We start from the raw sequence: 26,763 nt of genomic DNA on the forward strand, positions 1-26,763 counted from the left end.
TTGTTTTGGTTGCCCCAGTCCTTACCGGGTTGCAGGCGCCCGGCTAGACCGAGAGCGCAGGTTTTTGCCAACCGGTGGCGCAGGCGCCACCGGTGTCAGCTCAGGTCCGGAATTTGGGGATGATGTGTTCGCCGTACTGCGCGATGATGTTTTCCTCATCGCCATTGTCGAGATAGATGTTGAATTGTGTCGTTCCGGCTGCTTTCAGCTCATTGAGCTTGCTGACATGTTGGTCGGCTTCACCGAGCACGCAGAAGCTTTCCACAATGTCCGGGGTGATGAAGTCGAGGAAAGGATTATCGCTCTGGCCGTGCTTGGAATAATCGTAACCCTTACGCTTCTCGATATAGTCGGTCAGGCTGGAGGGCACGGTGCCGCTGTCGGTACCATATTTTTCAACGATGTCGGCGACGTGGTTGCCGACCATGGCCGGGAACCATTTGGTGGCCTCGATACACTGCTCCCGACTGCCGAAGTAAGCGGGGGCAGCGACGATCACCTTGTAATTGTCCATGTTGCGGCCGGCTTCTTTGCCCGCAGTGATGCTTTGCTCGGCCAGCCACTTGACGATACTCGGCTCGCCGATCTGCAAAATCACGCCATCGCCCACTTCCCCGGCGGTTTTTAACGCCATGGGACCGTATGCTCCGATGTGGACAGGCAATTCGTAGCCATCGGCCCAGGGAAATTTGACCGGTTCAGGGCATTCGCCGTACATCACTTCCTCACCCCGGATCATGGCTTTGACCTTGGTGGTGAATTCAGCCACGCGAGCCAGCGAAGCGGGCTTCTTGCCCATTACCCTTACCGAACTGTCACCGCGGCCCAGGCCGATATCAAAGCGGCCGCCGCTCTGCTTGGCGAGACTGCCAAACAGGCTGGCAGCCAACGACCAGTCTCGGGCGTTGGGGTTGGTGACACACGGCGCAAAACGCATTGTCTTGGTGTGCTCCATGCACATGGCGATCGCGGGGTAACATTCTCGCCAAAGAATATGCGAGTCATAAAACCAGCAATAGGCGAAGCCGGCCTCTTCGGCCTGTTTGACCAGATTACGAGCCCGTTCGGGGCTGACGAACCCTTTAAAGCAAATACCGAATTCCATTGTTATTCTCCTGTGTCGGTAGGTACTTGTTGCTACGTTAGGCGCCAGGCGCCCAGATGCGGATTCCCGCGTGACTGAAGGGGACCTTCTTTGAGATATTCAAACGGATCAAGATGGGGGTGATGGCCTCGATACAGCGGGCGTTGGATGCCGGGCCGCAGTCATAGGCGGTTACACCCATCCTGCTGATGAGTTCGATAACTTGATCCTTGGCTGACACGTTGTCACCGCAGACCAATATGTCGCAGTTGATGGAGTGGTCGAGATTATTCAAGGTTGTCGCGGACACGTTATGCAGTGCGCCAACAACGGGAATAGCCTCCCCCAGCAACTGCTGGGCTGCTTCCGTAGCCGAACCGGCTGGGGGCATGGCAATCGCACGAGGGTTACCTTCCGCCAGGGGCACAACAATGTCGACCAGGATCTTGTCTTGCAGCAAGTCGGCAATGGAGTCCAATGTGGCGTCATGGGCGGCATAGGGCACGGCCAAAATGACGGTCTTGTCGGCTGCACCCACGGCGTCACGGATATCCATACCCCGAATAGGCGCGGCCGAGGCGGGCAGTAGCGTCTTGAGCTCTTGCGCTGCGGCGTTGGCCCGCTCAGCATCGCGGGAGCCAATCACCACCGGCACGCCAGCACCAGCCCAACGTAACGCCAGTCCTCGGCCCTGCGGACCGGTACCACCTAGAATTGCAATTGTCATCGGAAAACGTCCTCTTTTTGTGGTCTTATCAGGTCAGTTGCCGAGCTAGGGGCGGGTTCCCAATCCACGCCTTGAAAAAGAATCGCGGGTGTTTTGCCGTTTTTGCTCATCAGCAAGCCCGACGCGGCAGCTATTTCATCGGCCAGAGCTGGAACGGTAACGGCGAGCGCTCGCCCGAAAGCGTCGTGCTCACCGATCAGGCTGACTTGGGCGGGTACATTGGCCAGCCCGATGGCGACGTTGACCAAGCCCATGCGCCAAGGCCGGCCAAAGGTGTCGGTGATCACCACGCCCAGGCGCACTGCAAAAGCTTCCTCGAGCGCCGCGCAGATTTTTCGGGCACTGTAGTCCGGATCCTTGGGGAGCAGAATGACCGTGTTTTCCTCGCCCACATTGGATTCATCTACCGCCGCATTGGCGCAGATAAAGCCCAGGCGATGCTCGGCAATCAGAATGCCTTCGGCTTGTTGGGGATGCTTGAAGGTGCGTACCAGACGGCGAGACTCGCGCAGAATGACTTCGATTTTGCGCGGATCCTTATTCAGTTGTGCCGCCAGTTCTCGAGCTTCTTCGCGGGGTTCAATCGTCCCGAGGGAAACCACCTGACCCTCTGCCTTGGAGACCACTTTGTGGGCGATCACCAAGATGTCGCCATCATTCAGCGCGATATGGTTGTGGCTAATCGCCTTGACCAAGATGTCGGCCAGGTCATCGCCGGGCCGGATATCGGCGATGCCGGTCAGAGCGGTCATGGTGAGTTGTTGAGAGTGGTTTAACATACCGCCTCCTGAGTGTGCGTCGTCCGAAGCGCTAGTAGCGAGCCTGATTGCAGTTCCCGGCGTGCGGTGGAGGCTTCGCCGGTCGGCTCGCTGGACCGAATAACCAGGTTGGAAAAGTCATCCGGTGTATCAATGTCAAAGCGCAGCTTGCTCAGGTGTATCAGGCTGCAGGTAATACCTCTGCGGTGCGCTGCTTGCCAATGCTGGTCACTTGAATGAGGACCGAAATGAAAGGGCATGACATTCGGCGGGGTGCTCAGCAAGGCATTGGTGCCGCGGTCATGTGCAGGGCTGATCAGTACCGAAGGCACGGGCCGGGGGTGATTGATCAATGTACGTAGTTCGGTTTCATCCAGTTCGGCGATATCTGCAGGGATCAGCAGTTGCGAGTCGTAGCCCTGCGCGTAGCTCCACTCGGCTGCCAGTTGCGCCGCTGCTGACAGCCCCCTCGGATAACATTCGCGTAACACCGTTGCACCGTAACTGCTGGCCAGCTGGGCAATGGTTTCGCAGGCCGTGACCACCAGCACATCCTGATCAGGCATCTGGTCGCGGAAGAACTTCAAGGTGCGCTCGCACAGCCAGCGAGCCAGCGCGGCCCGCCGCTGGCGCCCAAGCACGGGCTCCAACCGGGACTTGGCGTCAGCAAAATCCTTCACTGGGATGACCACCAGAGTTTTCATCAGCATGCCAATTTCTCCGCAGTGGCCTGGTCTTGGGCAAAGCGCAACAGTTCGCGAGCCAGGCGTACCTTCTCGGCGGTATGCTGCATCAAGGTCTGGGTGACCATGACGTTGAGACCCAGCTGTTTCAGGGCTTCGGCCTCTGACTGGTCTTGATGGTCAATGACCATCCCGTCGATCAGGTCGGTATAACAATCGGCAATGCCGAGATTGGTGCAGCTATAACCACAGGCGCGCAGCATGTGGGCGGCGGGGCCCTTGACCGCGGCGCCCCCAATGAGCGGTGAGACGGCGACTTTGACGGCGTTGGACAGGGCAAATGCCTGGCCCAGCCCAGGCACGGCCAGAATCGGGCCAATACTGACAATCGGATTGCTGGGTGCAATGATCAGGATATCTGCCTCCCGAATGGCTGCGAGCGCCTCCGGTGTTGCCTTGGCACGCTCCCGGCCCTCGAGTTGGATCTCCAGGATCTCGGGCTGACATTGTTCGCGAACAAAATATTCCTGGAATGACAGCCACCCCTGGGGCGTTCTAATCCGGGTTTGCAGGCGATCATCGGTTGGCAGAATGATATTGCTGTGCACGCGAAAGGATTCCGCGATGCGCTGGGCAATAATGCTGGGCCGAACACCCTGCTGGCGTAATTGGGTGCGCAGGATATGGGTGGCCAGATCTCGATCGCCCAGATACATCCAGCTATCGCAGCCCAGGCGTTTGAGATTATCCAGTACACGGTTGCTTTCATCTGCCAGCCCCCAGCCTTTTTCGGTGTCGATCTGACCGGCCAGGGTATAGGTCAGTGTGTCTATATCCGGGGACACCCAAAGCCCATGAAACTCCTGGTCATCAGCGACATTACCGATGATGCTGAGCTGACCGGGCTCACAAATAGTCGCCAGGCCAAGCGCGAGCTTGGCGCCGCCGACTCCGCCAGCGAGCAATGTGATACGCGGGTAAAGGCTGCTCATTGCTGGCCTCCGGCGACAAGGGGCAGCTGCACGACAGGGACCAGTTCGGGGCTGTCATAGGTGGTAAGGTGGTGATACAGCGTGTTGCGCCGGACCGGCTGACGCCCCATGTTGCGCATGATCTGGATAAAGCTGTCAGGACGCATCTCCTGGCCATGTTCAGCGCCGGCCGCCCGGGAGATACTTTCGTTCATGAGGGTACCGCCCAGGTCATTCACCCCCGCGGAGAGCATTTGTTGAGCCAGCTCCGGCCCCAGCTTGACCCAGGACGCCTGGATGTTATCAATCCAGCCATTGAGCATGAGCCTGGCGATGGCATGCATGCGGATATGCTCCGCCCGCGTCGGGCCGGGCCTTACTCCGGGTTGCTCCAGATAAAGGGGCGTCTTGTGATGGATGAACCCCAATGGCACAAATTCGGTGAAGCCGCCTGTCTCTTTCTGAATATCGCGTAGCAAGGCTAAATGGGCGGCCCAATGTTCCGGTCCATCAATATGGCCGTACATGATGGTTGAGGTAGTAGGCAGGCCTAGCTGATGGGCCGTTTTGACAATCTCCACCCATTGTTCCGTAGTCAGCTTGTCGCGGGTCAGTTGCTTGCGGATGGTAGTGTCGAGGATCTCAGCTGCGGTGCCCGGCATCGAGCCCAGCCCGTGATCGATCAGGTCTTGGATGAAGTCGGCGTAGGACATTTTGCTTTTGCGGGCGCCGAACCAGACTTCAAAAGGTGAGAAGGCATGGATGTGCATGTCCGGCAGTCTGGCCTTGATCGCTTTGAGCATATCGCGGTAGAAATGGCCGGGAATATCGGGATGCAGTCCACCCTGAATGCATACCTCGGTGGCGCCGCGGTCCCAGGCTTCCTGAGCACGGGCGACAATTTCATCAAGATCAAAGAACTCCGCCTCGGGATCATTTTTGCGTTTGGCGAAGCTGCAGAAACGGCACCCCATGTAACATACATTGGTGTAATTGATATTGCGGTTGATTACGAAGGTCACCGTGTCGCCGACAGTGGCACGCCGGAGTTGATCAGCGCAGGCGGTTAATGCATTTAACTCTGCACCTTCGGTCCCGAATAAGATAATGGCATCCGCTTCATCAAGTTCCCGGCCCGCTAATACACTCTCAAGAATATGCCGTACTGTTGTGCCTACGCCTGGTTGATACAGTTCCTTAACCGGCTCATGTAATGCAATTTTCCCTGATACTTGTATGTTCATTGGGAGTTCCTCATGACAGGCACTGTTGTAAAGCCAGACCGTCGGGGCGGGCGATGGCAGATAACCGGGGAGCAATATCGCCAGCAAAGAAATGCTGGGGGCGTTCGAGGTAGCTCGGATATACCGCAAGTCGCTCCTGTAAGCCGTAGCCACACTCTGCCGTCGCACGGCGCAGCGCTTCTATCTGGGGCCAGGCGCGTTCCGGATTGATGTGGTCGATGGTCAAGGGAGAGACACCGCCCCAATCGTTAATCCCCGCTGCTATATAGGAGGCGAATCGGGCTTCCAGATTGGGTGGCGCTTGCAAACTGATGGACGGCTCCAGTAGTAACCGTGCAAGTACCAGGGTGCGGACCATATCGTCCAAGCTTGGCTCGGGATGGTTGGCCATTGCAGTGCCGGGCTTGGCCCGGAAGTTCTGTACGATGACTTCCTGAATATGGCCATGCTCACGATGCAGATTATTGATCGTCAACAGGCTATCCACGCGTTCTGCCCAGGTTTCACCTATGCCGATCAGGATGCCAGTAGTGAAGGGAACACCGAGACGGCCAGCCCGATCCAGGGTTCGAATACGCTGCACCGGCACCTTATCGGGACAGGCATAATGGGCGCCACCCTTGGCAATCAGACGGCGGCTGACATTTTCCAGCATCATGCCCATGCTTACGCTATGGGGCTTGAGAAGCCTGATGTCCGCCTCCGAGAGCGTGCCCGCATTCACATGGGGAAGCATGTTGCTTTCACTCAATACCATGGCGCATATCTCAGCGAGATAGCTGATCATGCTGGTATGCCCTTGTCGGGCCAGCGCTGCCTGGGCCTCTGGATAACGTAGTTCGGGTTTTTCTCCCAAACTGAACAACACCTCCTTGCACCCCATGCGTTCGCCATCACGAACAATTTGCATGACCTCAGCAGGAGTCATCAGGCGCGCATTAGGTGACCCGGGTTTTTGTACAAAAGTGCAATAACCGCAATCGTCACGGCACATGTTGGTAAGCGGAACGAAAACAGCGCGCGAATAACTTAAGGCACGGCCCCAATGTAAATCTCGAATGCTGGCTGCTTGTTTGGACAGTTCAATGAATTCGCTGTCGGGCGCTCTTTCAAGCGCTAGTGCCTGTGAACGGGTCAACATGCTGACCACTGCCTCCGTTATTTTTCTTGTGGAGTCTTTAGGTCTGGTTTTACCAGTCGGTAAAATTAGATTAGGTCATGTTTTGCCGAATGGTCAAACTTTTATTGACAAGAATTCGAATTAATATTTAGCGGAAGGAGTCGAAGGCTCTAGCATGCATGTTTGCTCTTTTAAGTGCACTAAGTTGGTGCGCGGATAACGGCCAAAAGCGGCGTAGCAGATGACCCGCAGGGGGAATTGCAGGAAGGAGAGGGTGGTTAATCGCTAATTAGCTGGTGCATCTACATAAGGTGCCAGCATGTCCTTGATCATGCTCGCCGGCTGGATGCCGGCAAAGCCATCCACCGGCTGGCCATGGCGAAACAGCACCACCGTCGGCAGGCTGCGGATACCGAAGCGCTCCACCAGGGCCGGTTGCTCGTCGCAATCGACCTTGGCCAGCAGCACTTGGCCTGTGTGGCTCTCGGTGATGGCAGTCAGCATCGGCAGCAGCGCCTTGCACGGCGCGCACCAGGGCGCCCAGAAATCCACCAGTACCGGCCGCTCAGCCGATGCGTCGCGCACCAACTGATCGAAGGTCTCCGCCGTGACGTCGAATATGCTTGGCTGGTTCATGGCGCTCCCGATTGGTTGGCATGGCCTCATATATAGGGCGGGGCGATGGGCTTATCAAGTCGTGGCCCGATACAGCGAGACTTGTCTGAAGTCCAATGGTTCGCCCAGGTCGGGGCAGGTCTGCCCGCTGAGGGTTGCGATCTTGGGATAGCGGGGATGCTGCAGGTTGCGCACCCGGGAGTCGGCCACCAGCACTTGATCGGCGCGGTCGAGGAAGTGGTCGAGAAAGCCGTGGTTGTCGCGGTCGTAGAGCACGTCGGCGGCAAGGATCAGGTCGAGTTCGCCCGTCACCGTAAAGTAATCCGCTGCCAGTTCCACCGCCAGCCCATTGAGATCGGCATTCAGGGCGCTGGCCAGGCGCGCGGGATGGTCGAGATCGCAGGCGATACTGCGGCTGGCGCCTGCTGCACTGCAGGCCAACGCGACCACGCCCGAGCCAGCGCCGAAATCCAGCACGCGCTTGCCCCGGACCTGCTCCGGATGGTCAAGCACCCAGCGCGCCAGGGCCAGCCCGCTGCCCCAGCAGAAGCCCCAATAGGGCGGGGTTTCCAGTAGCCGGCGGGTTTCGTCACTGGAAAAGGCGCGATCAAGATTGGCCGGATCGAGTAGCCACAGTTGCAATTCGGGCACCCCCGGCAGGGGCGTGGCCAGCAGTCGGGCGTCCGACAATGTTTCCTGCAAAAACCGGTGCAGATCGTCAAGGGAGCCAGGAACAGGCATGGCGGATTACCGTGGCAAAGAAGGGCCTGGATTGTAGCCGCATCCGCCGTGCCGGTGAATCCGGGCTTACTTTAATAACCCAGGACCAGCGAGTATGCTAGGGATCTTTGATCAACCCAGCATGGCTGCGTGCCGCGGCTATCAGACCAGCATCGGATGCGCATATGTATTGTCCCTTTTGTGGCGCCAATGACACCAAGGTAATCGACTCCAGACTCGTGGCGGATGGCGGCCAGGTGCGTCGCCGTCGGGAGTGCCTGGCCTGTCAGGAACGTTTTACCACCTTCGAGACCGCCGAGCTGGTGCTACCCCGCATCATCAAGCAGGACGGCCGCCGCCAGCCCTTCGATGAAGAGAAGCTGCGAGCCGGCCTGCTGCGCGCGCTGGAGAAGCGGCCAGTCAGCGTCGAGCAGATCGAGGCGGCATTGGGCCGTATCAAGCACCAGCTGCGGGCCACCGGTGAGCGCGAGATCAAGGCCATGGTCGTGGGCGAGATGGTCATGAATGAGCTCAAGCAGCTGGATGAAGTGGCCTATATCCGTTTCGCTTCGGTGTATCGGCGGTTCCAGGACCTCAATCAGTTCCGGGAAGAGATTGACCGGCTGTCCCGGGGCGAGCCGGGAGCCGGGGATGCCTGAGCAGCGGTTTGACCGGGGCTTCATGGCGCGGGCCATCGAACTGGCCGCCCGGGGCCTGTACACGACCGAGCCGAACCCACGGGTGGGCTGCGTGCTGGTGCGTGACGGCGATATCGTTGGGGAAGGTTGGCACATACGCGCCGGCGAAGGGCATGCGGAAGTGAATGCCCTGGCCCAGGCCGGTAATCGAGCCCGCGGCGCCACGGCCTATGTCACCCTGGAACCTTGCAGCCACTTCGGCAAGACGCCGCCCTGCGCCAACGCGCTGATCGATGCGGGCGTCAGCCGGGTGGTGGCCGCCATGCAGGACCCCAACCCGCAGGTCGCCGGCCAGGGGCTGGCGCGGCTGCGCGCTGCCGGTATCGAGGTGGACTGCGGGATACTGGAAGCCGAGGCGCGGGAGCTCAATCCGGGCTTCATCAAGCGCATGCAGCAGGGGCTGCCCTGGGTGCGGCTGAAGCTGGCGATGAGCATGGATGGGCGTACCGCCATGGCCAGCGGCGAAAGCCAATGGATTACCGGGCCCCAGGCGCGGGCTGATGTGCAGCGCTGGCGTGCGCGTAGCGGGGCGGTCATCACCGGTGCTGACAGCGTGCTGCTGGACGATTCTGCACTGACGGTGCGGCCGGCGGAGCTGGGCCTGGAACCGTCGCTGGCCGAGGCCGCGGCGGCCCGGCAGCCGCTGCGAGTGCTGATCGATGGCCGCTTGCGGGTGCCGCTGCACCAGCGCCTGTTCCGCGAAGCCGGCCCCGTGCTGGTGGTGTGCGCCGATCCGCAGCAGCAGCGCGCGCAGTACCTGCAGAGCAATGTCGAGCTGCTGGCACTGCCCGGCGAGGCGGGACGGGTCGATCTCGCCGCGCTGCTGCAGGAGCTTGGTCGGCGCGGCTGCAATGAGGTGCTGGTCGAGTCCGGCGCGGCGCTGGCCGGCGCCTTCTGGCGCGCTGGCCTGGTGGATGAGCTGATCCTGTATATGGCGCCGCGGCTGCTGGGTAGCCGGGCGCGCCCGTTACTGGAGCTGCCCTTCGATCAGATGGCCGAAGCCCTGGATCTGGACGTGACCGACATGCGCGCGGTCGGCCGCGACTGGCGGATTACCGCGCGTCCCGCCCAGCGCTGACAGGCGCGCCCAACACCGGCGTGCTGGTCTTCGTCTCCGCCGTCCAGCCATACCAGAATTCCCGTCACCGGGCAGTCGGGCCGACTTGTGCTGTCGGTGGGAGGGGTTCCCTGCTTATAATTGGTCCGCCGTCGGTATCCCGCCCCCAGGGCTGACCGGTGCGGCACAATGCACATGTAATCGAGGCAATCATGTTTACCGGGATAATCGAAGCAGTGGGACAGATCCACAACCTGCAGCCGCGCAGCGGTGATGTGCGGGTCCAGGTGAAGACCGGCAAGCTGGATCTGGCCGACGTCAAACTGGGCGACAGCATCGCCGTCAACGGCGTCTGCCTGACCGTCGTGGAGCTGCCGGGCGATGGCTTCTGGGCTGATGTCAGCCAGGAAACCATGCGCCGTAGCGCCTTCACCGAGCTGGCCGTTGGCAGCCGGGTGAACCTGGAAAAGGCCCTGACCGCCACCACGCGCCTGGGCGGCCACCTGGTCAGCGGCCACGTCGACGGCGTCGGCAAGGTGCTGTCCCGCACCGAGGAAGCGCGCTCGGTACGCTTTCGTATCGAGGCGCCCGCTGCGCTGGCCCGCTATATCGCTGAAAAGGGCTCGATCACGGTGGACGGCACCAGCCTGACGGTCAACGGGGTGGATGGCGCCATCTTCGACCTGAACATCGTCCCCCACACCCTGCAGGAAACCGTGATGGGCGACTACCAACCGGGCCGCCCGGTGAATCTCGAGGTCGATGTCATCGCCCGCTACCTGGAGCGCCTGTTGCTGGGTGACAAGGCGGCCGAGCCCGGTACCGCCACGGGCATCAGCATGGCCTTTCTCGCTGAAAACGGCTTTTTGAAGTCCTGATTTCCGTGCCCGGGAGGGCCGCATGAAACTGAATACTGTTGAAGAACTGATTGAAGATATCCGCGCCGGCAAGATGGTCATCCTCATGGATGACGAAGACCGCGAAAACGAAGGCGACCTGATCATGGCCGCGGAAGCCTGCCGCGCCGAGGACATCAACTTCATGGCCCGTTATGGCCGTGGCCTGATCTGTATGCCGATGAGCCTGGAGCGCTGCGAGCGCTTGAAATTGCCGCTGATGGTGCAGCGCAACGGCTCGGGTTTTGGTACCAAGTTCACCGTGTCCATCGAGGCCGCCGAAGGCGTCTCCACCGGCATCTCCGCCGCCGACCGCGCGCGCACCGTGCAGGCGGCCGCCGCGCCGGATGCGGTGGCCGAGGATATCGTCAGCCCCGGTCATATCTTCCCGCTGATGGCCCAGCCCGGTGGCGTACTGGCCCGCGCCGGCCATACCGAAGCCGCCTGTGATCTGGCGCGTATGGGTGGCTTTGGCGAGTCCGGGGTGATCTGCGAAATCATGAACGAGGACGGCAGCATGGCCCGCCGCCCCGAACTGGAAGCCTTCGCCGAAGAACATGGCCTGAAGATCGGCACCATTGCCGACCTGATCCATTACCGCCTGCTCAATGAACGCACCGTGCAGCGGGTGTCCGAGCAGCCGCTGGATACCGAGCTGGGCACCTTCAACCTGGTGACCTACAAGGACAGTCTGGAAAACGCCGTGCATCTGGCCCTGACCCTGGGCGAGATTGAGCCGGAAGAACCGACCCTGGTGCGGGTGCATAACATGGACCCGCTGCGTGACCTGTTCATGGTCAAGCAACCGGGCCGCTGGAGCCTGCGTGCCGCGATGGCCAAGCTGGCGGAACAGGGCAACGGCGTGGTGCTGCTGCTGGGCAACCAGATGGAAGGCGACGAGCTGCTACGCCATGTACAGCAGATGACCGGCGATGAGCCGGCAGCGCGCCGCCCCGCCACCTACAATACCGTAGGGGCCGGTTCGCAGATCCTGCGTGACCTGGGTGTGCGCAAGATGCGCCTGCTGTCGATGCCGATGAAGTTCAATGCCATATCCGGCTTCGACCTGGAAGTAGTAGAATACCTGCCCTGCGAATAAACGCATTGGATTGACGGCGGCGCCAGCGAGCCCCGCCGGTTCTTTAAGAGAGATTGATATGACTGCTATCCGTACCATCGAAGGCGACTTCGTCGCTGCACAGGGTCGCTACGCCCTGGTTGTCGGCCGCTTCAACAGCTTTGTCGTTGAAAGCCTGGTCGACGGCGCTGTCGACACCCTCAAGCGCCACGGGGTCAAGGAATCCGACATCACTATCGTCCGGGTTCCCGGTGCCTTTGAAATTCCGCTGATGGTGCGCAAGGTTGCTGATCTCAAGCAATACGACGCCATCATCACCCTGGGTGCGGTTATCCGTGGCGGCACTCCCCACTTCGAATATGTTGCTGGCGAATGCGTCAAGGGCGTCGGCGCAGTATCGCTGGAGTCGGGTATTCCGGTGGCATTTGGCGTATTGACTGTCGACAGCATCGAGCAGGCCATCGAACGTTCCGGTACCAAGGCAGGTAACAAGGGCGCGGAAGCCGCCCTCTCGGCAATCGAAATGGTCAGCGTCATCAAGCAGCTGGAGGCCTGAGTGGCTGATCACGACGCAAAACCCAAGCGTTCCGGCGGCCAGTCGCGCAGCGCCATGCGGCGCAAGGCGCGCAGCCTGGCCTTGCAGGCGCTGTACTCCTGGCAGATGGCCGGTCAATCGTTGACCGACATCGAAGCGCAACTGCGCAGCGATCCCGAGTACGATTTCGATAGCGCCGACAGTGGCTATTTTCGGGAACTGCTGCATGGCGTGCCGGCCCATCTGGACGAGATCGACGAACAGCTGCGGCAGGTACTCGACCGTTCGGTAGCCGAAGTTGATCCCATCGAGCTGGCCATTTTGCGTATTGGCGTCTTCGAGATGACCCAGCGTGTTGATGTGCCCTACAAGGTGGTCATCAACGAGGGTATCGAGATGGCCAAGGTCTTCGGTGCCACCGATGGACACAAGTACATCAATGGCATCCTCGATAAATTGGCGCCGCGCCTACGCAGCGTCGAGGTGAATGCGTCCCGTCAGGGGCGCTGAGCCACGGCAGGAGGCAGCCATGCCGCTGGGCGAATTCGGATTGATCGGCCGTTACTTTCAGCGCCAGGCGCTGGAACGGGCGGGCGGGCAGGCGAAGGTGGCCCTTGGCATCGGTGACGATGCCGCCCTGCTGGACCCCACGCCGGGCTGTCAATGGGTTATCTCCACGGACAGTCTGGTGCAGGGCGTTCACTTTCCCGAACCCTATTCCCCCGCTGACCTTGGCTATCGTGCCCTGGCGGTTGCCGTGAGTGATCTGGCGGCCATGGCGGCCACCCCGGTGGGCTTCACCCTGGCGTTGACTTTGCCAGCGGTGGACGATGGCTGGTTGCAGGGTTTTTCCGACGGACTGGCCGCCTGCGCCGCCGATCATCGCATCAGCCTGATTGGCGGCGATACCACCCGCGGCCCGCTGAATATCGGCATTACCGTCTATGGTGAGGCAGTATCGGGGCGCGCACTGCGCCGCGCCGGTGCGCGCCCCGGTGATCTGCTGTGTGTCGGCGGCCCGTTGGGCGACGGGGCCGCGGGCCTGGCGGTGGTGCTTGGGCAGGAGCTGCCCGGGAGCCTGACCGAGGCGGCGCGCAACTACCTGCTCAACCGTTTCTGGCGGCCCCGGGCCCAGTGTGAGCTGGGCGCGGCGCTGGCTGGGGTTGCCACTGCCGGGATGGATATATCCGATGGGCTGCTGCAGGACGCTGCCCATCTTGCTCGCGCTAGCGGGGTGGCCGTGCAACTGCGCCGTGCCGCGCTGCCGTCTTCGCCAGCCCTGCAAGCCTGGCCGGCGGCCCAGCAACTGGACTGGATGCTGAGCGGCGGTGATGATTACGTACTGTTGTTTACCCTGCCGCCGGCGCAGGCCGCCTTGCTGCCGCAGTGGGCGGAGCAGGGCTGGTCGGTCAGCGTGATTGGCGAGATAACCGTCGGCGACGGGGTTTGGCTGGACGGCCAGGCGGTTACCGGCGCTGGCGGCTATCAACATTTCGAGGAATCCAAGCATGGCTGAACCCCGCGAGCCCACCCCGGCATCGGTATGGCGCAACCCCATCCACTTTCTGGCCTTCGGCTTTGGCAGCGGTGCCATGCCCAAGGCGCCGGGTACCTGGGGCTCGCTGGTAGCGCTGCCCTTTGTGCTGCTCTGGCAGCAACTGCCCCCCGGCGGTTATACGCTGGTGCTGGTTTTCAGCACCCTGCTGGGTATCTGGTTGTGTCATCGGACCGCCGCGGACCTCGGTGTGCACGACCACGGCGGCATTGTCTGGGATGAGTTCGTCGGCGTCTGGATCACCCTCTGGCTGGCGCCGCCCGGCTGGTGGTGGCTGGTGATCGGCTTTCTCCTGTTCCGTCTGTTTGATATCTGGAAGCCCTGGCCGATTGGCTGGGCGGATCGCCGGGTCAGCGGCGGGTTGGGCATCATGCTCGACGACATTCTCGCCGGTGCCATGGCACTGCTGGTGCTGCTGGCACTGGCGGCCATTCCCGGTCTGACCTGAGAAGGCACATCGGCGCTGACTGCAGGGCCCATGTGCTGTTAAGATAACGGCCCTTCATATCAGCGTGGTCGTACAGGAGACAGCGTGCCAGTCACCTTTGTTGCGTCATCCCAATTGCCCACCCAGTGGGGCATTTTTACCATGCACGGCTTCCTTGAGCCCGGTACCGGCAAGGAGCACGTGGTACTGACCATGGGCGACGTAAGCGACGGCCAGCCGGTGCTCGGGCGTCTGCACTCCGAATGCCTGACCGGCGACGCGTTGTTCAGCCTGCGTTGCGACTGTGGCTTCCAGTTGGAGGCGGCGCTCAAGGCGATCGCCGAAGAGGGCCGCGGCGCGCTGCTGTATCTGCGGCAGGAGGGCCGGGGTATCGGCCTGATGAACAAGATCCGTGCCTACCACCTGCAGGACGGCGGCGCCGATACCGTGGAAGCCAACGAACTGCTCGGCTTCGGCGCGGACCAGCGCGACTACGGCATCTGCCGACCCATGCTGGCGCACCTGGGTATCTCCAGTCTCAAGCTGCTGACCAACAACCCGCGCAAGGTCAAGGCGCTGGAAGATTTCGGCATCACTGTGGCCGAGCGCCTGCCGCTGAAAACCGGCCTCAACCCGTACAACCGCAATTATCTGGTCACCAAGGCCGGCAAGCTCGGGCATCTGCTTGGCACCATCCATCAGGCCGAGGCAGAATGATGTTCGATACCCGCCCCCATTGGCAGGCCATGCGGCGAAACTGGCGGATGCAGTGTCTGGCGTCGCTGATCCTGCCGATCGCAGTGGTCTGGTTTTTCCATGATCGCCAGGGCGCCTACCCGGAAGTGGCCTTGCCGCTGTTCATCGCCGGGTTGCTGACACTGCTGCTGAGCGTCTGGCGCTTTCGCCACTTCCGCCAGGCGGTCATCGAAGCCGATGCCCAGCAGGCGGCACCCGATGCGGAAAAAGCCTGGACCCGATTGCACCACCAGCAGCTGCTGGGCCTGACCCACGCCAAACTGCCCGGCTGGGTGGGCATGCTGCACTACGTCTGTACCCTGGAGCTGACTCCGCTGATTCTGCTGGTGTTGGCCAGCCAGGGGGCGATGTTGTTGTATCGGCCACCGAGCGCGCGTTTCGGTTGATGTCAGGCGTTTTGGGGTAAGTCCATGCCGACCTTCGGTCGGCATCGCCCCAAGGCGGGCTCCTGCCGGATCCACGCCGCTACCCTAAGCCGGCTCCCCATGCGCCGCCCCGTTGCGGGAGCGGCGCCTCGTCTTACACCATCTCCATGAAATCCAGCGCCCCCTGCTGGCGAATCACCCGGCGGTGGTTGGCCCACAGCTCGGTGATGCGCTCGCGGTTGAGCTGCTGGCGGTCGAGCAACACCCGGGTATTGAGTTCGCCCACCGGGCGGGCACTGGGCACCTTGCTGAACACGAACTGGTTGCTGATCAGTTCCAGGAACGGGCCGGCCTTGCTGGTGGGCATGATGAAGATCAGCTGCAGGCCCAGGGTTTCGGTCAGGTAGTTGATCACCTCCCGCGAGCGGGTTTCGTCCATGTGCATGAAGGCTTCGTCAACGATGACCATGCGCAGATGGCTGTCGCCTTCATTGAAGCGGAAGGCGCTGGTCACGGCAGCGGCGCGAATGATGTAGGCCGGGGTTTCCAGCTGGCCGCCGGAGCCGGTGCCGTATTCACTGAGCCGGATCGGTGCCTTGCCTTCAGGATGCTTGAGGATGTCATAGCGGCGGTAACGCCGGTAATCGCTGATCCGCTCCAGTTCCCGTAACGCCTGTTGCTCGTCGCCATCGAGTAGTAACCCGAGCAATTGGTCGCGTATTGCAGCGCCCTTGCCTGACAGGGTGGCATCGAACAAGCTGGCGCCATCGCCAAGATTGGGCATCTGGGTCACCTCGCGGAAGAACTCCCAGTACTCCTTGTACTCCGGTACCCAGCTCCATTCGAACTGGAAGCTTTCGCGGTCAGCACCGAAACGGTGGTGCTGCAGCTCGCTGTTCAAGCCGTCCAGGGTGCGCCCGCCGTCATTGATGGCCTGGTGGATCTCATGGCAGAGGTCACTGATGAAGGTGGTGTTGAAGCTATCGCGCAGCTTGATCAACTGTTCCTGCTTTTCCAGCAGCACGTTATTGCGTAGCCGGTTGTGCAGGTTGTCCAGCTGCAGGCGCAGGCTACAGATATGGGTGAAGAAGTCCAGGCTATGCACCGCGGCACCGGTGTCGTGCAGCAGGTTGTCGGCGGGCTGGGCCTGCTGATTGTACTCCTTGATGCTGCGGTCCAGCGCCACGGCCAGTTGATACAGGCTGTCGGTCAAACTCTTGGCGTCGGCGGCGAAGTCGAAGTCATCGCTGGCGCGGGTCAGCATCTCATCAATCTGGGTCAGCCGCTGCTGCGGATCCAGGCCACTGACCCGGGCGGCGGCGTTGAGCAGGAACTGCTCGGCCTCGTCACGCTGGTCCTGGAGGGTATCGCCCTGGTCGGAGAGGGTACGGATGCGCTGATTGATCTGGTTCAGCTGAACGTTCAGGCCGCCGAGCTCGTTCTGCAGCTCACTCTGGCGCGTCACCCAGTCAGCGTGGCGTTCTGTGACCCGGTGCAGCTCCTGCTCCACATCCTGGAAGGCGCTCAGGTCCAGGCTGGCCAACTGTTGCTCGATGTCGTGCAGCTGCTGGCGGTGCTCCAGTAGTTGGCTGGCCTGGTTAACGTAGTCCAGCGGCTTGATGCGCTGGAATGCAGCTGCCAAGTGTTGCAGATTTTCACCGAGCTGGCGCTGGGCATGGCGCTGTGCCAACAGCTCATCGAGTTGTTTCTGCTGGGCGCGCAGGCTGCGCTCGCGGGCTGCCGCGCCGAAGACCAGCTGGCTGTCATCAATATCACAGCGGAACATGGAATAGTTGCCTGAGCCCATGCCCTCACGGGTGATGCCACGCCGGGTTTGACGCAGACCTTCGGCACTGTCGACCCGTACCAGGTTGGCATAGGAGGCGCGTACATAATGCTCGGCTACCCGGTGGCTGAAACGCAGCACATGTACCACCGAATCCGGCGGCAGGCTGATTCGCTCGGCGTCCTGCCGGGCCTTGTTGCCCTGAATCACCCGCGCCCGGTTGCGGTCCCGGGCGCTGAGCTGGCGAACGATGCGGATAGCCTCGGCCTCATGGTCCGGCTCCACCAGAATGCCGTAGCGAGAGCCGCCCAGGTAACCTTCGATGGACATCTGCCATTCGGGGTCGGTGACCTCCACGTGATCACACAGCACCCGTGGGTCTGCTTCGGGGCATTGCTGGCGGATGGCTGCCAGCGCTTCCTCGACATAGGCTGGGTAGGTTACCCGGCTTTGCTGGAGGGCACTGATCTGGCGTTCGCTGGCGGTGATCTGGCGTTCGAGGTTGGCCCGGGCGTTAGCCCGTTCCTGGTTCAGCCGATCCACCCGCTGGGTCAGGCTGATGCCGTCGGTCCCGGGTTGGGCGAGCAGGGTAGCCAGCCGGTTATGGCTTTGCTGTTGTTGGCGCACATTGTCCAAACCCTTGTGCAGCGGGCTCAGGTCGATCCAGTCGTTGGACAGCAACTGGTGCAGTTCCGCCACCGGCTGCTGCTCGGCGGCCAGCACTTCGTTAGCCAGGGTCTTCCAGTTATGGGTAGTCAGTTCGGGGATTTCCCCGCCCACGCCGGTAGCGACCAGATGCTGGATGGTACGCACGGCTTCCAGGTTTACATCCCGCTGGTGCGCCTGTTCCAGCAGTGGTGCGACACCCTGGCGCAGCCGCGTGCCGAGCTGCCGCTGACGGCTTTCCAGCTCGTCCTTGCCCTGCAAGGCGGGAATACCCTGACGGCGCGCCTCCAATTGGACCAGGTCGCGGTGGGCCTGCTGGGTGCGCTCATCGTTGAGCTGCTGTTCGGCGCTCAGGTCTTCGATGCGCGCCTGCAGCTCCTGCTGCTGGTTCTTGGCAACCACGTATTGCTTGCGATTTTGCTGCCAGTTCTGTGCGGCAGCGGCGTAGTCCAGCCCGGTGCGTTCCAGCCAGCTGTTCTGGTAATCCTCGGTCAGCTGGCGGGCTTGCTCCAGCAGGCCGACAGCGCCACGGACCCGCGCCGCTTCCTGCTCCATGCCATGGACGGTCCGCAGCAGGTCGCGGATGCGCTTGATGGTATCGCCGAACTCGCGGGCTTCCAGTACTTCACCGGCGACGAACTGATCGATCGAGCGCACCGGCTTGTAGGCCATGAAGTTGGCGAAGGTGCGCGCCGCATTCTTCGCTTCACGAACCGAGACCGCTTCACCCTTGCCGCGTAGGGCGCCATACAGGCGAGCCAGGTAGGCACTCTTGCGGTCGTAGGTCTCCACTCCCTGAGTGCCGAACTGCTTGCGCAGCAGGGCGGGAAGTTCGGTCAAGGGGATGACGTGGCGACCGTCTTCCGCGTCGCGGACAAAGTCGCTGAGCGACAGCATTTCGCCGGGCACAATCATCAACAGCAGTTCATCCTGGCGGGCCTGACGGCTGCTGCCAGCGGTGTCCAGGTGCGCGCGCACGCCGATGACGGCAGTGAAGGGCTCGGCGGTTTCCCCCAGGGTCGGGTGGAAGACCCCGGCAATATAGCCATCGGTGGTCCAGGGACGGGCGAAGGCGCCATCGTCACACCCGAGCACGTAGGAGGCGAGGGTGCGCACCTGCTTGCCGCCGCGGCCGCGCTGGGTGGTTTCGTCCTGGCCCGGGTTGTAGTTGAACAGGTTATCGTGGGCGGCAGTCATCAGCGTCTGCAATGCGTCGGCGGCGGTGGTCTTGCCGGAGCCGTTGCCGCCGGAGAACAGGTTGATCGGGCCGTACTCCATCTCTTCAACGGGCAGGTTGCCCCAATTGGCGGTAATCGAGCGTTTCAGGTACATGCTCAGTGGCCTCCTTCGAGGTGATCAACGGGTTCGTCCAGAGGGTCTGCTTTATCCATTGCCACGCCGCCGGCCAGTTGGCTGAGGGCGGCATCCGTCACCAGACTGATGATGCCCGGGCGAATGATCAGCCAACCTTCACCGTCCTCCAGGGTGCCTTCGCCTGGGCTGCGGATCAGCCGTAGTTGGCGCATGCGCCGCAGCAGGGCTTCGCGTTCACTGGCCTGTTCCGGCAGCGGGCGGCCCAGCAGGTTGCGATGGCTCAGGCTTAGCGCTTCCAGTGACAGCATCACCTGCCCCAGCTCATCCACCTGCCCGTCGCGCAGAGCCTTGTCATACTCGGCGCGCAGCACCAGCACCAGGGAAACTTCCTGCTGGCTCAGGCGTTCCCGCAGGCCGCTGTTGAAGCTCTCATCGCTGTCGGCCAGGCCAGGCACTTCCGCGCCCGGCGGGAAGATGCGCACCATATTGAAGCGGGTCTCGTGGAGCAGCCGAATGCGCAGCACCCACAGGTAATCCTCGACCAGCGGTTGCACCTGGAGGAAGCGGTCATAGAGTTCGGTTTCGCGTTTACTTTCGTCACGGCACAGCACGCCACGATCAAGCAGCCGGATCATCAGGTCGGAAAAGTCGTCGGCGCTCACGCCGTATTGCTGCAGTTGGTTTTCCAGGGCGTCACGCATGGCTATCTTGTTCCAATTCGATGATGAATCCGTCGCGGCGGTTGAAGTAGGTGTCGTCGGTAACCGGCTGGCCGGTGGGCTCGATCTTCACGCGAAAGCCGGCCGCGGCCTGGTCGGCACTGCCCAGGGCAATGACATGGCTGACGGCGAGCAGATCGCTGGCGTCGCGGATCGGCAGGTCGCGGCTGTCAATGCGGCGGCCGTCGCCCAGGGCGCTGCGCAGGTAGTCGCGCATACCGCTGGCGTTGATATGGAAGGCGCGCTCCAGCAGTTGGGTAACGGCCAGCGAGCGCAGGGTCTGGTCATCCGGCTGGCCGGGGTCTTCCATCTGGCTGTGTACCGGCTGGCGCTGCTGGCGTTCACGCAGGCGTACCTGGGCGGGGTCGATCAGTTCCAGGCGGATACGCGCCATGGCCTCGCCGGCAGCGGACAGACGCTGCTCATAGGCGGCTGCATCGAGCTGGCTGAGGTCGCGGCACAGGCCGACCATATCGTTGTGCTGCTGGCTCTGCAGATAGCTCAATTGACGAATGAGAATGTCGGCGCGCTTGGTAAAGCTCTGCAGGGTGCGGCGCAGGGCCGGCAGCATGATTTCCGAGGCATTGCGCAGGCGGTTGTCGATGGTGTCGAGCAGTTGCCAGAGTACCGAAGCGCGGTCATCGACAATCAGATCAGGCGCCAGGCGGCGCAGCTCCCGTTCGGCCTGGGCCTTCCATTCCCGGGGTTTATGCCGGATGCGCCGTAGTACTTCGTGGATGCGGTCGCGGTGTTTCTCCACGCTGTCGGCGGAGAGCCGGACGGAAACGTCGGGCTGGAAGCGCCGCTCCATGAAGTCAAAGAACTGGTCGCTGGCCTGCTGCACCAGTTGCTGGGCTTCGACCTCACGCACCAGCTGGCGCTTGCGCTCTTCCAGCTCGGCAATGATGTCGGTGAAGTCGGCGATGATGCGCTCGGAATACTCGTAAGCATCGAGCAGATCATAGACTTCGGCATGCTCGGCAAAGGCGGTCAGGGCGTTCAGGGTATTGCGGGTGTTGCGATGCCGCGTCCGTACGCTGTGGCCGGCCGCTTCGGTGAGCGATTGGGTAAACAGGCGGCCGAGGCGGCTGAAGGGGTAGGTGGACTGGAAGGTGGCCTGGTCCACCTGACGCTCGAGCCAGCCGTAATCGATCAGGTTGGTGAGAACCCAGCCGGCCTGTTCACGGTTAGTGCGGAAGCGGCCCTGCTCATCGTCGTCGCCATCGAGCAGCGGCGCCCGCTCCAGTGCCTCGCAGAAGATATCTAGCACCTGTTCGCGCTTGAGCGACTCGCCGTAATCGGCGCTGGCGCTGTACAGGCGTTCGTGCAGCAGGCGCAGGCATTCGACGATCTGTTCGCGGTATTTGCTGGTCAGTGGCTTGAAGAACTGCAGGCGCTGATCGGTAAAGAACATGGGGCGTCCGGAGCTGGTGAATCAGCCGGGTATTATGCCGCATGCGCTGGGGGAAAGGCGTTTTGTTGCCGAGTGATGTGACGGTTGTCGTGCGGATTTACAGTGCTAGCCCACGTTCACTTGCGCCCCTGGACCCAAGCGGTCCAAGGGCGCAAGTGTGCTAAAGCTGCGGGGTCCAGCTGACGGCGACAAGTGCCTGGCGCCCCATCTCACCGTAGAACTCATTGGTTGGCCAGCTGCGTTGGTAGGCGCCGGTGTGGTATTCCCGATCGAGCAGGTTGGTGAGCTGCAGCTCCAGGCGCAGCTCGGGGCTGATGGACCAGCTGCTGCGCAAGTCGATGGTGCCATAACCGGCCAGGGTGGTGTCATTGCTGGCATCGGCGTAACGCTGGCTGAGTACCCGCCAGGTGGCGCCGACGCTCACATCGCCGCGGCGGTAATCCAGGTCCGTACTCAGCTGGCGTTTGGCGCGGTGGCTGAGGGTCTTGCCGGTGCCACGGTCCCGGGGATCCAGCAAGCTCAGATTCACCGCGCCGCTGAGGTTGCCCCAATGCTGCTGGGCGCTGGCTTCAAAACCATGGATCCGCACCTGGTCGACGTTCTGCAGCGTCCACGTACTATCGGCGGCGATCATGTCATCGATGTCGTTACGGTAGACCGACAGTTGCAATTCGGTATCAGCCACCTGGCCGCGCCATTGCAGCTCGGCGGCGCGGGCGGTTTCCGGTTGCAGCTCGGGGTTGCCGCCCCAGCCCAGGTGATACAGGTCGTTGAAGGTGGGCGCCCGGTAGGCCTGGGCGTAGCTGAGGGTCCACTGGCTGGCGGGCGACTGGAACCAGCTCAGGGCCAGGTTGCCGCTGTTCTCGCGGCCGAAATGCTCGTTGTCGTCATGCCGCAGGCCCAGCTCGATACCGAACTGGTCGATGCGGGTCTGGTACTGGGCAAACAGGCCGCGATTGTGCCGGGAGGTTTCCGTGTAGCTCTGGTCGGATTCCAGCTGGTCCTCGTACCAGTCGGCCGCCAGTGTCAGGCTCTGGTTGTCGGACAGGCGGAACAGGTTGAGCCAGGACAGCGAATCGCGTTCGGTTTCATTGCTGTTGCGGTTCCAGGGCTGCGCTGCACCGATTGCCTTGATCCGCGTCGAGCTTCGGCCGGCTTCCAGCCGGCTGCTCAAACGGTCGGTCACGGCCGCTTCCAAATAGGCGCTGTAGGCGCTCTGGCGAAACTGGTTGCGTGGATTGCCGGGGGGCAGGTCATAGGCATCGTCGTAATGCTGGACACCGCGCTGGTCATTGATGTTGAGCCCGGCCTTGATGCGCTCATCGAAGCGGTGATCGACCCGCAGGAACAGACCCTTGCTGCGCTGCAGGTCGTCGTCCCGGTCGCGCCCCACGCCATCGGTGGTGTAGTTGACCGCCGCCGATTCGTTGAGGCTGGCGCCGAGACTGAAGCGGGTTGCCTCATTGCCGCCGCGCAGCAGCGCCTGGCGCTCGAAGGTGTCATCGGTGCCGGCCGCCAGGCGCACTTCCGGGTGCAGCCCGGCTTCGCCCTGGCGGGTAAAGATCTGGATCACGCCACCGAGGGCGTCGGCACCGTACACCGAGGCGCGGGGGCCCCGGACCACTTCCACCCGTTCGATATTGTCGATATTCAGGAAGTCGATGCGGGCAATACCATCATTGGCGCCGGCCAGCCGCTGGCCATCCACCAGCACCAAGGTCTGGTTGGAGTTGGTGCCGCGCAGGTTGTAGGTGGGGATACCGCCGCTCATGCGCACCTGGACGCCGGGTACCCGGGTCAACAGGTCCTGCACGCTGCGGGCCTGCAGGCCCTCGATGTCACTGCGAGTGAAGACCGTATGGGCGTTGGTGACGCTGGCGCTCTGCTGGGCGAAACGTGAGCCGGTGATGACGTGATCATCGAGCTGCAACGAATCTTCGATGGAGGTCTGCGCCAGGCTGTGACTGGCGACGGTCAGGCCGGCAGCGATGGCCAGGGGGGTAAATTTCATTACTGGAAATCCTCAAAAGTCTTCTTTTGAGGAGGGCGGGGAGTCAGTGGATGGCGTCCGGGTACGGCACGGACAGCCATGCTGACCGGTGACGCCCTCCGCGACACCTCAGCTCGCCCGCACTGCGGGGCAGTGTCAGGCTGGCGTCCAGGGCCGGTCTCCGGGCTCGGAATACAGATAGTGTCGCCTTCCCATGCATGCGCACAGTGGCAATGACCCTACCTGCAGGCGTGGTGCCTGCGATTCCTTACCGTTGCGGGGGCAGCGTCGGGTTTGCACCGACTTCCCGTTTCACCCTCAGGCGCTTGGCGCTGTGGGTACCCTGGACGTTTGGGTGCAGGCACTCTAAGGATTCATCGGGGGCCGGTCAAGGGAAGCTGCCCGACGAGGGGCAGTTCCCGACGCGTTATTGAGGGCTGGACTGGGCTGGCAGTCGCTGGCGGATGGCGTGCTCGATACCGGCAGCATCCAGACCGCACTCGGCCAGCATATTGGCGGGCTTGTCATGTTCGACATAGATGTCGGGCAGCCCCAGGTTGAGTACCGGAATCTGGATACCCTGGGCCAGCAGCCATTCGTTCACCGCGCTGCCGGCGCCACCCATGATGGCGTTTTCCTCGACGGTGACCAGCAGCTCGTGATTGCCGGCCAATTGTCGCAGCAGTGCGGTATCCAGCGGTTTGACGAAGCGCATGTTGGCTACCGTGGCGTCCAGTTGCTCGGCGGCGGCCATGGCATTGGCGTGCAGGGCGCCGAAACTGAGGATGGCGACCCGACTGCCCTGGCGCGTAATCACGCCCTTGCCGATGGGGAGTGGTTCCAATACCGGATCAACCGGCACACCCGGTCCGGTGCCGCGGGGGTAGCGCACGGCGGCGGGGCCATTGTGCAAAAAGCCGGTGGTGAGCATCTGCCGGGTTTCGTTTTCGTCCGCCGGGGCCATGATCAGCATGTTGGGGATGCAGCGCAGGTAGCTCAGGTCGAAGCTGCCGGCGTGGGTCGGGCCATCTTCGCCGACCAGACCGGCGCGATCGATGGCAAACAGCACATCCAGGTCTTGGACGGCAACGTCATGGATCAACTGATCGTAGGCGCGCTGCAGGAAAGTCGAATAGATCGCCACCACCGGCTTGGCGCCTTCGCAGGCCATGCCTGCAGCCAGGGTGACCGCATGCTGCTCGGCGATGGCTACATCGAAATAGCGCCGCGGGAAACGCTCGCTGAAGGCGATCAGGTCGGAGCCTTCCTTCATCGCCGGGGTAATGCCCACCAGCCGCGCATCGGCTTCGGCCATGTCGCACAGCCACTGGCCGAACACGTTGGAGTATTTCGGTTTGCTCGCGCCGCCGCTGCTGGGCTTGGGTTCCAGCTTGGTGATGGCGTGGTAGCCGATGGGATCGGCTTCGGCCGGGGAGAAGCCCTTGCCCTTGCGGGTGACCACATGCAGGAACTGCGGCCCCTTCAGCTGGCGCATGTTGCGCAGCGTGGTAATCAGGGTTGGCAGGTCATGGCCGTCGATCGGGCCGATGTAGTTCCAGCCCAGCTCTTCGAACAGCACGCCGGGGGCGAGCATGGCCTTGGCCGTCTCTTCGGTCTTGCGCGCCAGTTCCCAGGCGGGCGGGATCTTCGACAGGACCTTCTTGCTGCCCTCGCGCATGTGCGCATAGGTGCGGCTGGAGAGGATCTTGGCCAGGTAATTGGACAGTCCGCCGACGTTGTGGGAAATCGACATGTCGTTGTCGTTGAGCACCACCAGCATGTCGGCATCGACCTCGCCGGCATGGTTGAGTGCTTCGAACGCCATGCCGGCGGTCATGGCGCCATCGCCAATGACGGCAACCGTACGCCGGTCCAGGCCCTGCAGGCGGGAGGCGATGGCCATGCCCAGGCCAGCACTGATCGTGGTGCTGGAGTGGCCGACGCCGAAGGTGTCGAAGGGGCTTTCACTGCGCCGCGGGAAGGCCGAGAGGCCATTCTTCTGGCGCAAGGTAGCCATCTGCTCGCGGCGGCCGGTGAGAATCTTGTGCGGATAGGCCTGGTGCCCCACATCCCAGAGCAGCCGGTCTTCCGGGGTCTGGTAGATGTAGTGCAAGGCAACGGTAAGCTCGATCACGCCGAGCCCGGCACCGAAGTGACCGCCGGTCTGGCCGACCGTCCACAACAGGAACAGGCGCAATTCGTCCGCCAGGTCAGGCAGCTGTGCTTCGTCAAGCTCGCGCAGCCTGTCTATGGTGTCGATGCTGTCCAGCAGCGGGGTGCTGGGACGCTCGCGGGGTATGTCGTGGAAAGTGCTAGGCATCAAACAAGGCTCTGGGTGCCGCAGGGCTGCGGCAGGAAACAAGGGCGCAGTTTAACCGATGAGGGTCGATAGCCCAACTCCGGTGGCGCCGCGCGGTGGGAACGGGTGCTCAGAATTGCCGTTCCACTATATAGCGGGCCACCTGGCGCAGGCGCTCGGCATCTGCCCCGAAGGGCTCCAGCGTGGCGATCGCCTCGTCACACAGGGAGCGGGCCAGGGCATGGGCACCGTCCAACCCGAGGATGGCGGGGTAGGTCGGCTTGTCCCGGGCGCTGTCGGCGCCCTGCTGCTTGCCCGACACACTGGTATCGCTCTCGACATCGATGATGTCGTCCTGCACCTGGAAGGCCAGGCCGATGCAGCTGGCATATTGTTCCAGGGTGGCCAGTTGGGTGGCGTCGGCGCGTTCGGCGGCCAGGGCACCCAGTTGCACCGCGGCGCGGATCAGGGCGCCGGTCTTGTGCTGGTGCATATCCGCGAGGGCGCTCTGGTCCAGCTGGGTGCCCACCGCGGCCAGGTCGATGGCCTGACCACCGACCATGCCCTGGGGGCCGGCGGCGCGCGCCAGCAAGGCGGTCATGCGCAGACGGGTCTGTGCCTGCCAGCTGCCTTCGCTGCTGATCCATTCGAAAGCCAGCGCCTGCAGGGCGTCGCCCGCCAGGATGGCGGTGGCCTCGTCGAAGGCGCGATGGCAGGTCGGGCGCCCGCGGCGCAAGTCGTCGTCGTCCATGGCCGGCAGGTCATCGTGGATCAGCGAATAGGCATGGATGAGTTCTACCGCCCCGGCGGCGACGTCTACTGCCGTCTCGGTAACACCGAAGGCCTCGCAGCTGGCGTAGGCCAGCATCGGGCGTACCCGCTTGCCGCCGCCGGTGACACTGTAGCGCATGGCGGCGTAGAGCCGCTCCAGCCCCGGGTGCTGGTTGTCGAACTGCTGCTCCAGATAGGCGTCGATGCGCTGCTGGCAGGCCTTGAGATAGTCTTCGAAAGGAGTCATTCCACCTCTCCATCGAAAGGCGCGGTGGTGAGCTGGCCGTCCTGCTCCAGCAGTTGCGCAACTTTCTGTTCAGCCTGGGTCAGCGCTTGCTGGCACTCGCGGGTCAGGGCCACGCCCTGCTCGAAGGCGCTGAGCGACTCCTCCAGGCTGAGGTCGCCGCTTTCCAACCGCTCAACCAGGGTTTGCAAGGCGCCCAGCGATTGCTCGAAATCGACTGCAGTTTTTTTTCGGGCCATGGGGCAGCTACCTCGGTTGCGATGAAGATGGG

Annotated in this window: 25 protein-coding genes, 1 pseudogene and 1 riboswitch; of the genes and pseudogenes, 10 read left to right on the forward strand and 16 right to left on the reverse strand. The window is 62.4% G+C overall.

From position 1 onward, the window contains the following. Positions 1-100: 100 nt before the first annotated feature. The 9 genes and pseudogenes from VG99_RS14730 to VG99_RS14770 all read right to left on the reverse strand — a co-directional run bounded on the left by VG99_RS14730 (position 101) and on the right by VG99_RS14770 (position 7,943). Positions 101-1,105 carry a TIGR03842 family LLM class F420-dependent oxidoreductase gene (locus VG99_RS14730; RefSeq protein ID WP_044501209.1) on the reverse strand — a complete coding sequence of 335 codons (1,005 nt, stop codon included), beginning with the start codon at positions 1,103-1,105 and terminating at the stop codon, positions 101-103. Positions 1,106-1,142: 37 nt separating this feature from the next. Continuing rightward, positions 1,143-1,811 (reverse strand): NADPH-dependent F420 reductase, encoded by a 669-nt coding sequence (gene npdG / locus VG99_RS14735; protein ID WP_044501210.1) that lies wholly within the window; start codon positions 1,809-1,811, stop codon positions 1,143-1,145. Further along, a complete protein-coding gene (cofE, locus tag VG99_RS14740; RefSeq protein WP_044501211.1) occupies positions 1,808-2,590 on the reverse strand; it encodes a coenzyme F420-0:L-glutamate ligase in 783 nt (260 codons plus the stop codon). The genes npdG and cofE overlap by 4 nt, the downstream gene beginning before the upstream one ends. Further along, positions 2,584-3,279: a 2-phospho-L-lactate guanylyltransferase gene (gene cofC / locus VG99_RS14745; RefSeq protein WP_052508824.1), complete on the reverse strand. Its 696-nt coding sequence runs from the start codon at positions 3,277-3,279 to the stop codon at positions 2,584-2,586. The genes cofE and cofC overlap by 7 nt, the downstream gene beginning before the upstream one ends. Next, positions 3,273-4,244 (reverse strand): 2-phospho-L-lactate transferase, encoded by a 972-nt coding sequence (cofD, locus tag VG99_RS14750; protein ID WP_044501212.1) that lies wholly within the window; start codon positions 4,242-4,244, stop codon positions 3,273-3,275. The genes cofC and cofD overlap by 7 nt, the downstream gene beginning before the upstream one ends. Beyond that, entirely contained in the window at positions 4,241-5,467 is a 1,227-nt protein-coding gene (cofH, locus tag VG99_RS14755; protein WP_052508825.1) for a 5-amino-6-(D-ribitylamino)uracil--L-tyrosine 4-hydroxyphenyl transferase CofH, read from the reverse strand. Before cofH ends, cofD begins: the two co-directional genes overlap by 4 nt. A 10-nt stretch (positions 5,468-5,477) precedes the next feature. Then, on the reverse strand, positions 5,478-6,608 hold the full coding sequence (cofG, locus tag VG99_RS14760) for a 7,8-didemethyl-8-hydroxy-5-deazariboflavin synthase CofG (RefSeq protein WP_052508826.1): 1,131 nt from the start codon (positions 6,606-6,608) through the stop codon (positions 5,478-5,480). 270 nt (positions 6,609-6,878) lie between these two features. After that, positions 6,879-7,223 (reverse strand): annotated as a pseudogene (trxA, locus tag VG99_RS14765) (thioredoxin); the annotation flags it as partial. Between the two features lie 54 nt (positions 7,224-7,277). Then, positions 7,278-7,943, reverse strand: a complete 666-nt coding sequence (locus VG99_RS14770; protein WP_044501213.1) for a class I SAM-dependent methyltransferase — start codon at positions 7,941-7,943, stop codon at positions 7,278-7,280. A 164-nt stretch (positions 7,944-8,107) separates the two neighbouring features. Between VG99_RS14770 and nrdR the strand changes: the two genes are divergently transcribed. From nrdR to VG99_RS14820, 10 genes are all read left to right on the forward strand, one after another. Next, positions 8,108-8,581, forward strand: coding sequence for a transcriptional regulator NrdR (gene nrdR, locus VG99_RS14775; RefSeq protein ID WP_044501214.1), 474 nt, complete (start codon positions 8,108-8,110; stop codon positions 8,579-8,581). After that, complete coding sequence (gene ribD, locus VG99_RS14780) at positions 8,574-9,698, forward strand: bifunctional diaminohydroxyphosphoribosylaminopyrimidine deaminase/5-amino-6-(5-phosphoribosylamino)uracil reductase RibD (RefSeq protein WP_044501215.1); 1,125 nt, start codon at positions 8,574-8,576, stop codon at positions 9,696-9,698. The genes nrdR and ribD overlap by 8 nt, the downstream gene beginning before the upstream one ends. 191 nt (positions 9,699-9,889) lie before the next feature. Beyond that, a complete protein-coding gene (locus tag VG99_RS14785) occupies positions 9,890-10,555 on the forward strand; it encodes a riboflavin synthase (protein WP_044501216.1) in 666 nt (221 codons plus the stop codon). Between the two features lie 22 nt (positions 10,556-10,577). Next, positions 10,578-11,672 carry a bifunctional 3,4-dihydroxy-2-butanone-4-phosphate synthase/GTP cyclohydrolase II gene (gene ribBA / locus VG99_RS14790; protein WP_044501217.1) on the forward strand — a complete coding sequence of 365 codons (1,095 nt, stop codon included), beginning with the start codon at positions 10,578-10,580 and terminating at the stop codon, positions 11,670-11,672. Between the two features lie 58 nt (positions 11,673-11,730). Then, positions 11,731-12,207: a 6,7-dimethyl-8-ribityllumazine synthase gene (ribH, locus tag VG99_RS14795; protein WP_044501218.1), complete on the forward strand. Its 477-nt coding sequence runs from the start codon at positions 11,731-11,733 to the stop codon at positions 12,205-12,207. Between the two features lie 54 nt (positions 12,208-12,261). Further along, positions 12,262-12,696, forward strand: a complete 435-nt coding sequence (gene nusB, locus VG99_RS14800; RefSeq protein ID WP_082050106.1) for a transcription antitermination factor NusB — start codon at positions 12,262-12,264, stop codon at positions 12,694-12,696. A gap of 25 nt (positions 12,697-12,721) precedes the next feature. Beyond that, positions 12,722-13,702, forward strand: coding sequence for a thiamine-phosphate kinase (gene thiL / locus VG99_RS14805; RefSeq protein ID WP_044501686.1), 981 nt, complete (start codon positions 12,722-12,724; stop codon positions 13,700-13,702). After that, positions 13,695-14,189 (forward strand): phosphatidylglycerophosphatase A family protein, encoded by a 495-nt coding sequence (locus VG99_RS14810; RefSeq protein ID WP_420848282.1) that lies wholly within the window; start codon positions 13,695-13,697, stop codon positions 14,187-14,189. Before thiL ends, VG99_RS14810 begins: the two co-directional genes overlap by 8 nt. A gap of 84 nt (positions 14,190-14,273) precedes the next feature. Then, entirely contained in the window at positions 14,274-14,885 is a 612-nt protein-coding gene (gene ribA / locus VG99_RS14815; protein WP_044501221.1) for a GTP cyclohydrolase II, read from the forward strand. Next, a complete protein-coding gene (locus tag VG99_RS14820; protein ID WP_044501222.1) occupies positions 14,885-15,310 on the forward strand; it encodes a hypothetical protein in 426 nt (141 codons plus the stop codon). The genes ribA and VG99_RS14820 overlap by 1 nt, the downstream gene beginning before the upstream one ends. Positions 15,311-15,443: 133 nt before the next feature. On the opposite strand, the gene VG99_RS14825 is transcribed toward VG99_RS14820, so the two are convergent. The 7 genes from VG99_RS14825 to VG99_RS14855 all read right to left on the reverse strand — a co-directional run bounded on the left by VG99_RS14825 (position 15,444) and on the right by VG99_RS14855 (position 26,731). Beyond that, on the reverse strand, positions 15,444-19,073 hold the full coding sequence (locus VG99_RS14825; protein ID WP_044501223.1) for an ATP-binding protein: 3,630 nt from the start codon (positions 19,071-19,073) through the stop codon (positions 15,444-15,446). A 2-nt stretch (positions 19,074-19,075) separates the two neighbouring features. Next, positions 19,076-19,756, reverse strand: coding sequence for a DUF4194 domain-containing protein (locus VG99_RS14830; protein ID WP_044501224.1), 681 nt, complete (start codon positions 19,754-19,756; stop codon positions 19,076-19,078). Next, positions 19,749-21,188 (reverse strand): Wadjet anti-phage system protein JetA family protein, encoded by a 1,440-nt coding sequence (locus VG99_RS14835; RefSeq protein ID WP_044501225.1) that lies wholly within the window; start codon positions 21,186-21,188, stop codon positions 19,749-19,751. The genes VG99_RS14830 and VG99_RS14835 overlap by 8 nt, the downstream gene beginning before the upstream one ends. Before the next feature lie 160 nt (positions 21,189-21,348). Then, positions 21,349-23,199 carry a TonB-dependent receptor plug domain-containing protein gene (locus VG99_RS14840; protein WP_044501226.1) on the reverse strand — a complete coding sequence of 617 codons (1,851 nt, stop codon included), beginning with the start codon at positions 23,197-23,199 and terminating at the stop codon, positions 21,349-21,351. A gap of 134 nt (positions 23,200-23,333) precedes the next feature. Then, positions 23,334-23,539: riboswitch (cobalamin riboswitch) on the reverse strand. Positions 23,540-23,605: 66 nt separating this feature from the next. Further along, a complete protein-coding gene (gene dxs / locus VG99_RS14845) occupies positions 23,606-25,498 on the reverse strand; it encodes a 1-deoxy-D-xylulose-5-phosphate synthase (RefSeq protein WP_044501227.1) in 1,893 nt (630 codons plus the stop codon). A gap of 109 nt (positions 25,499-25,607) precedes the next feature. Continuing rightward, entirely contained in the window at positions 25,608-26,495 is an 888-nt protein-coding gene (locus tag VG99_RS14850; protein WP_044501228.1) for a polyprenyl synthetase family protein, read from the reverse strand. Then, the gene (locus VG99_RS14855; RefSeq protein ID WP_044501229.1) at positions 26,492-26,731 is read right to left on the reverse strand and encodes an exodeoxyribonuclease VII small subunit; all 240 of its coding nucleotides are present in this window, start codon (positions 26,729-26,731) and stop codon (positions 26,492-26,494) included. Before VG99_RS14855 ends, VG99_RS14850 begins: the two co-directional genes overlap by 4 nt. Between the last annotated feature and the right edge of the window lie 32 nt (positions 26,732-26,763).

The organism is Pseudomonas saudimassiliensis (genome assembly GCF_000939975.1).
Taxonomy (GTDB): Bacteria; Pseudomonadota; Gammaproteobacteria; order Pseudomonadales; family Pseudomonadaceae; genus Halopseudomonas; species Halopseudomonas saudimassiliensis.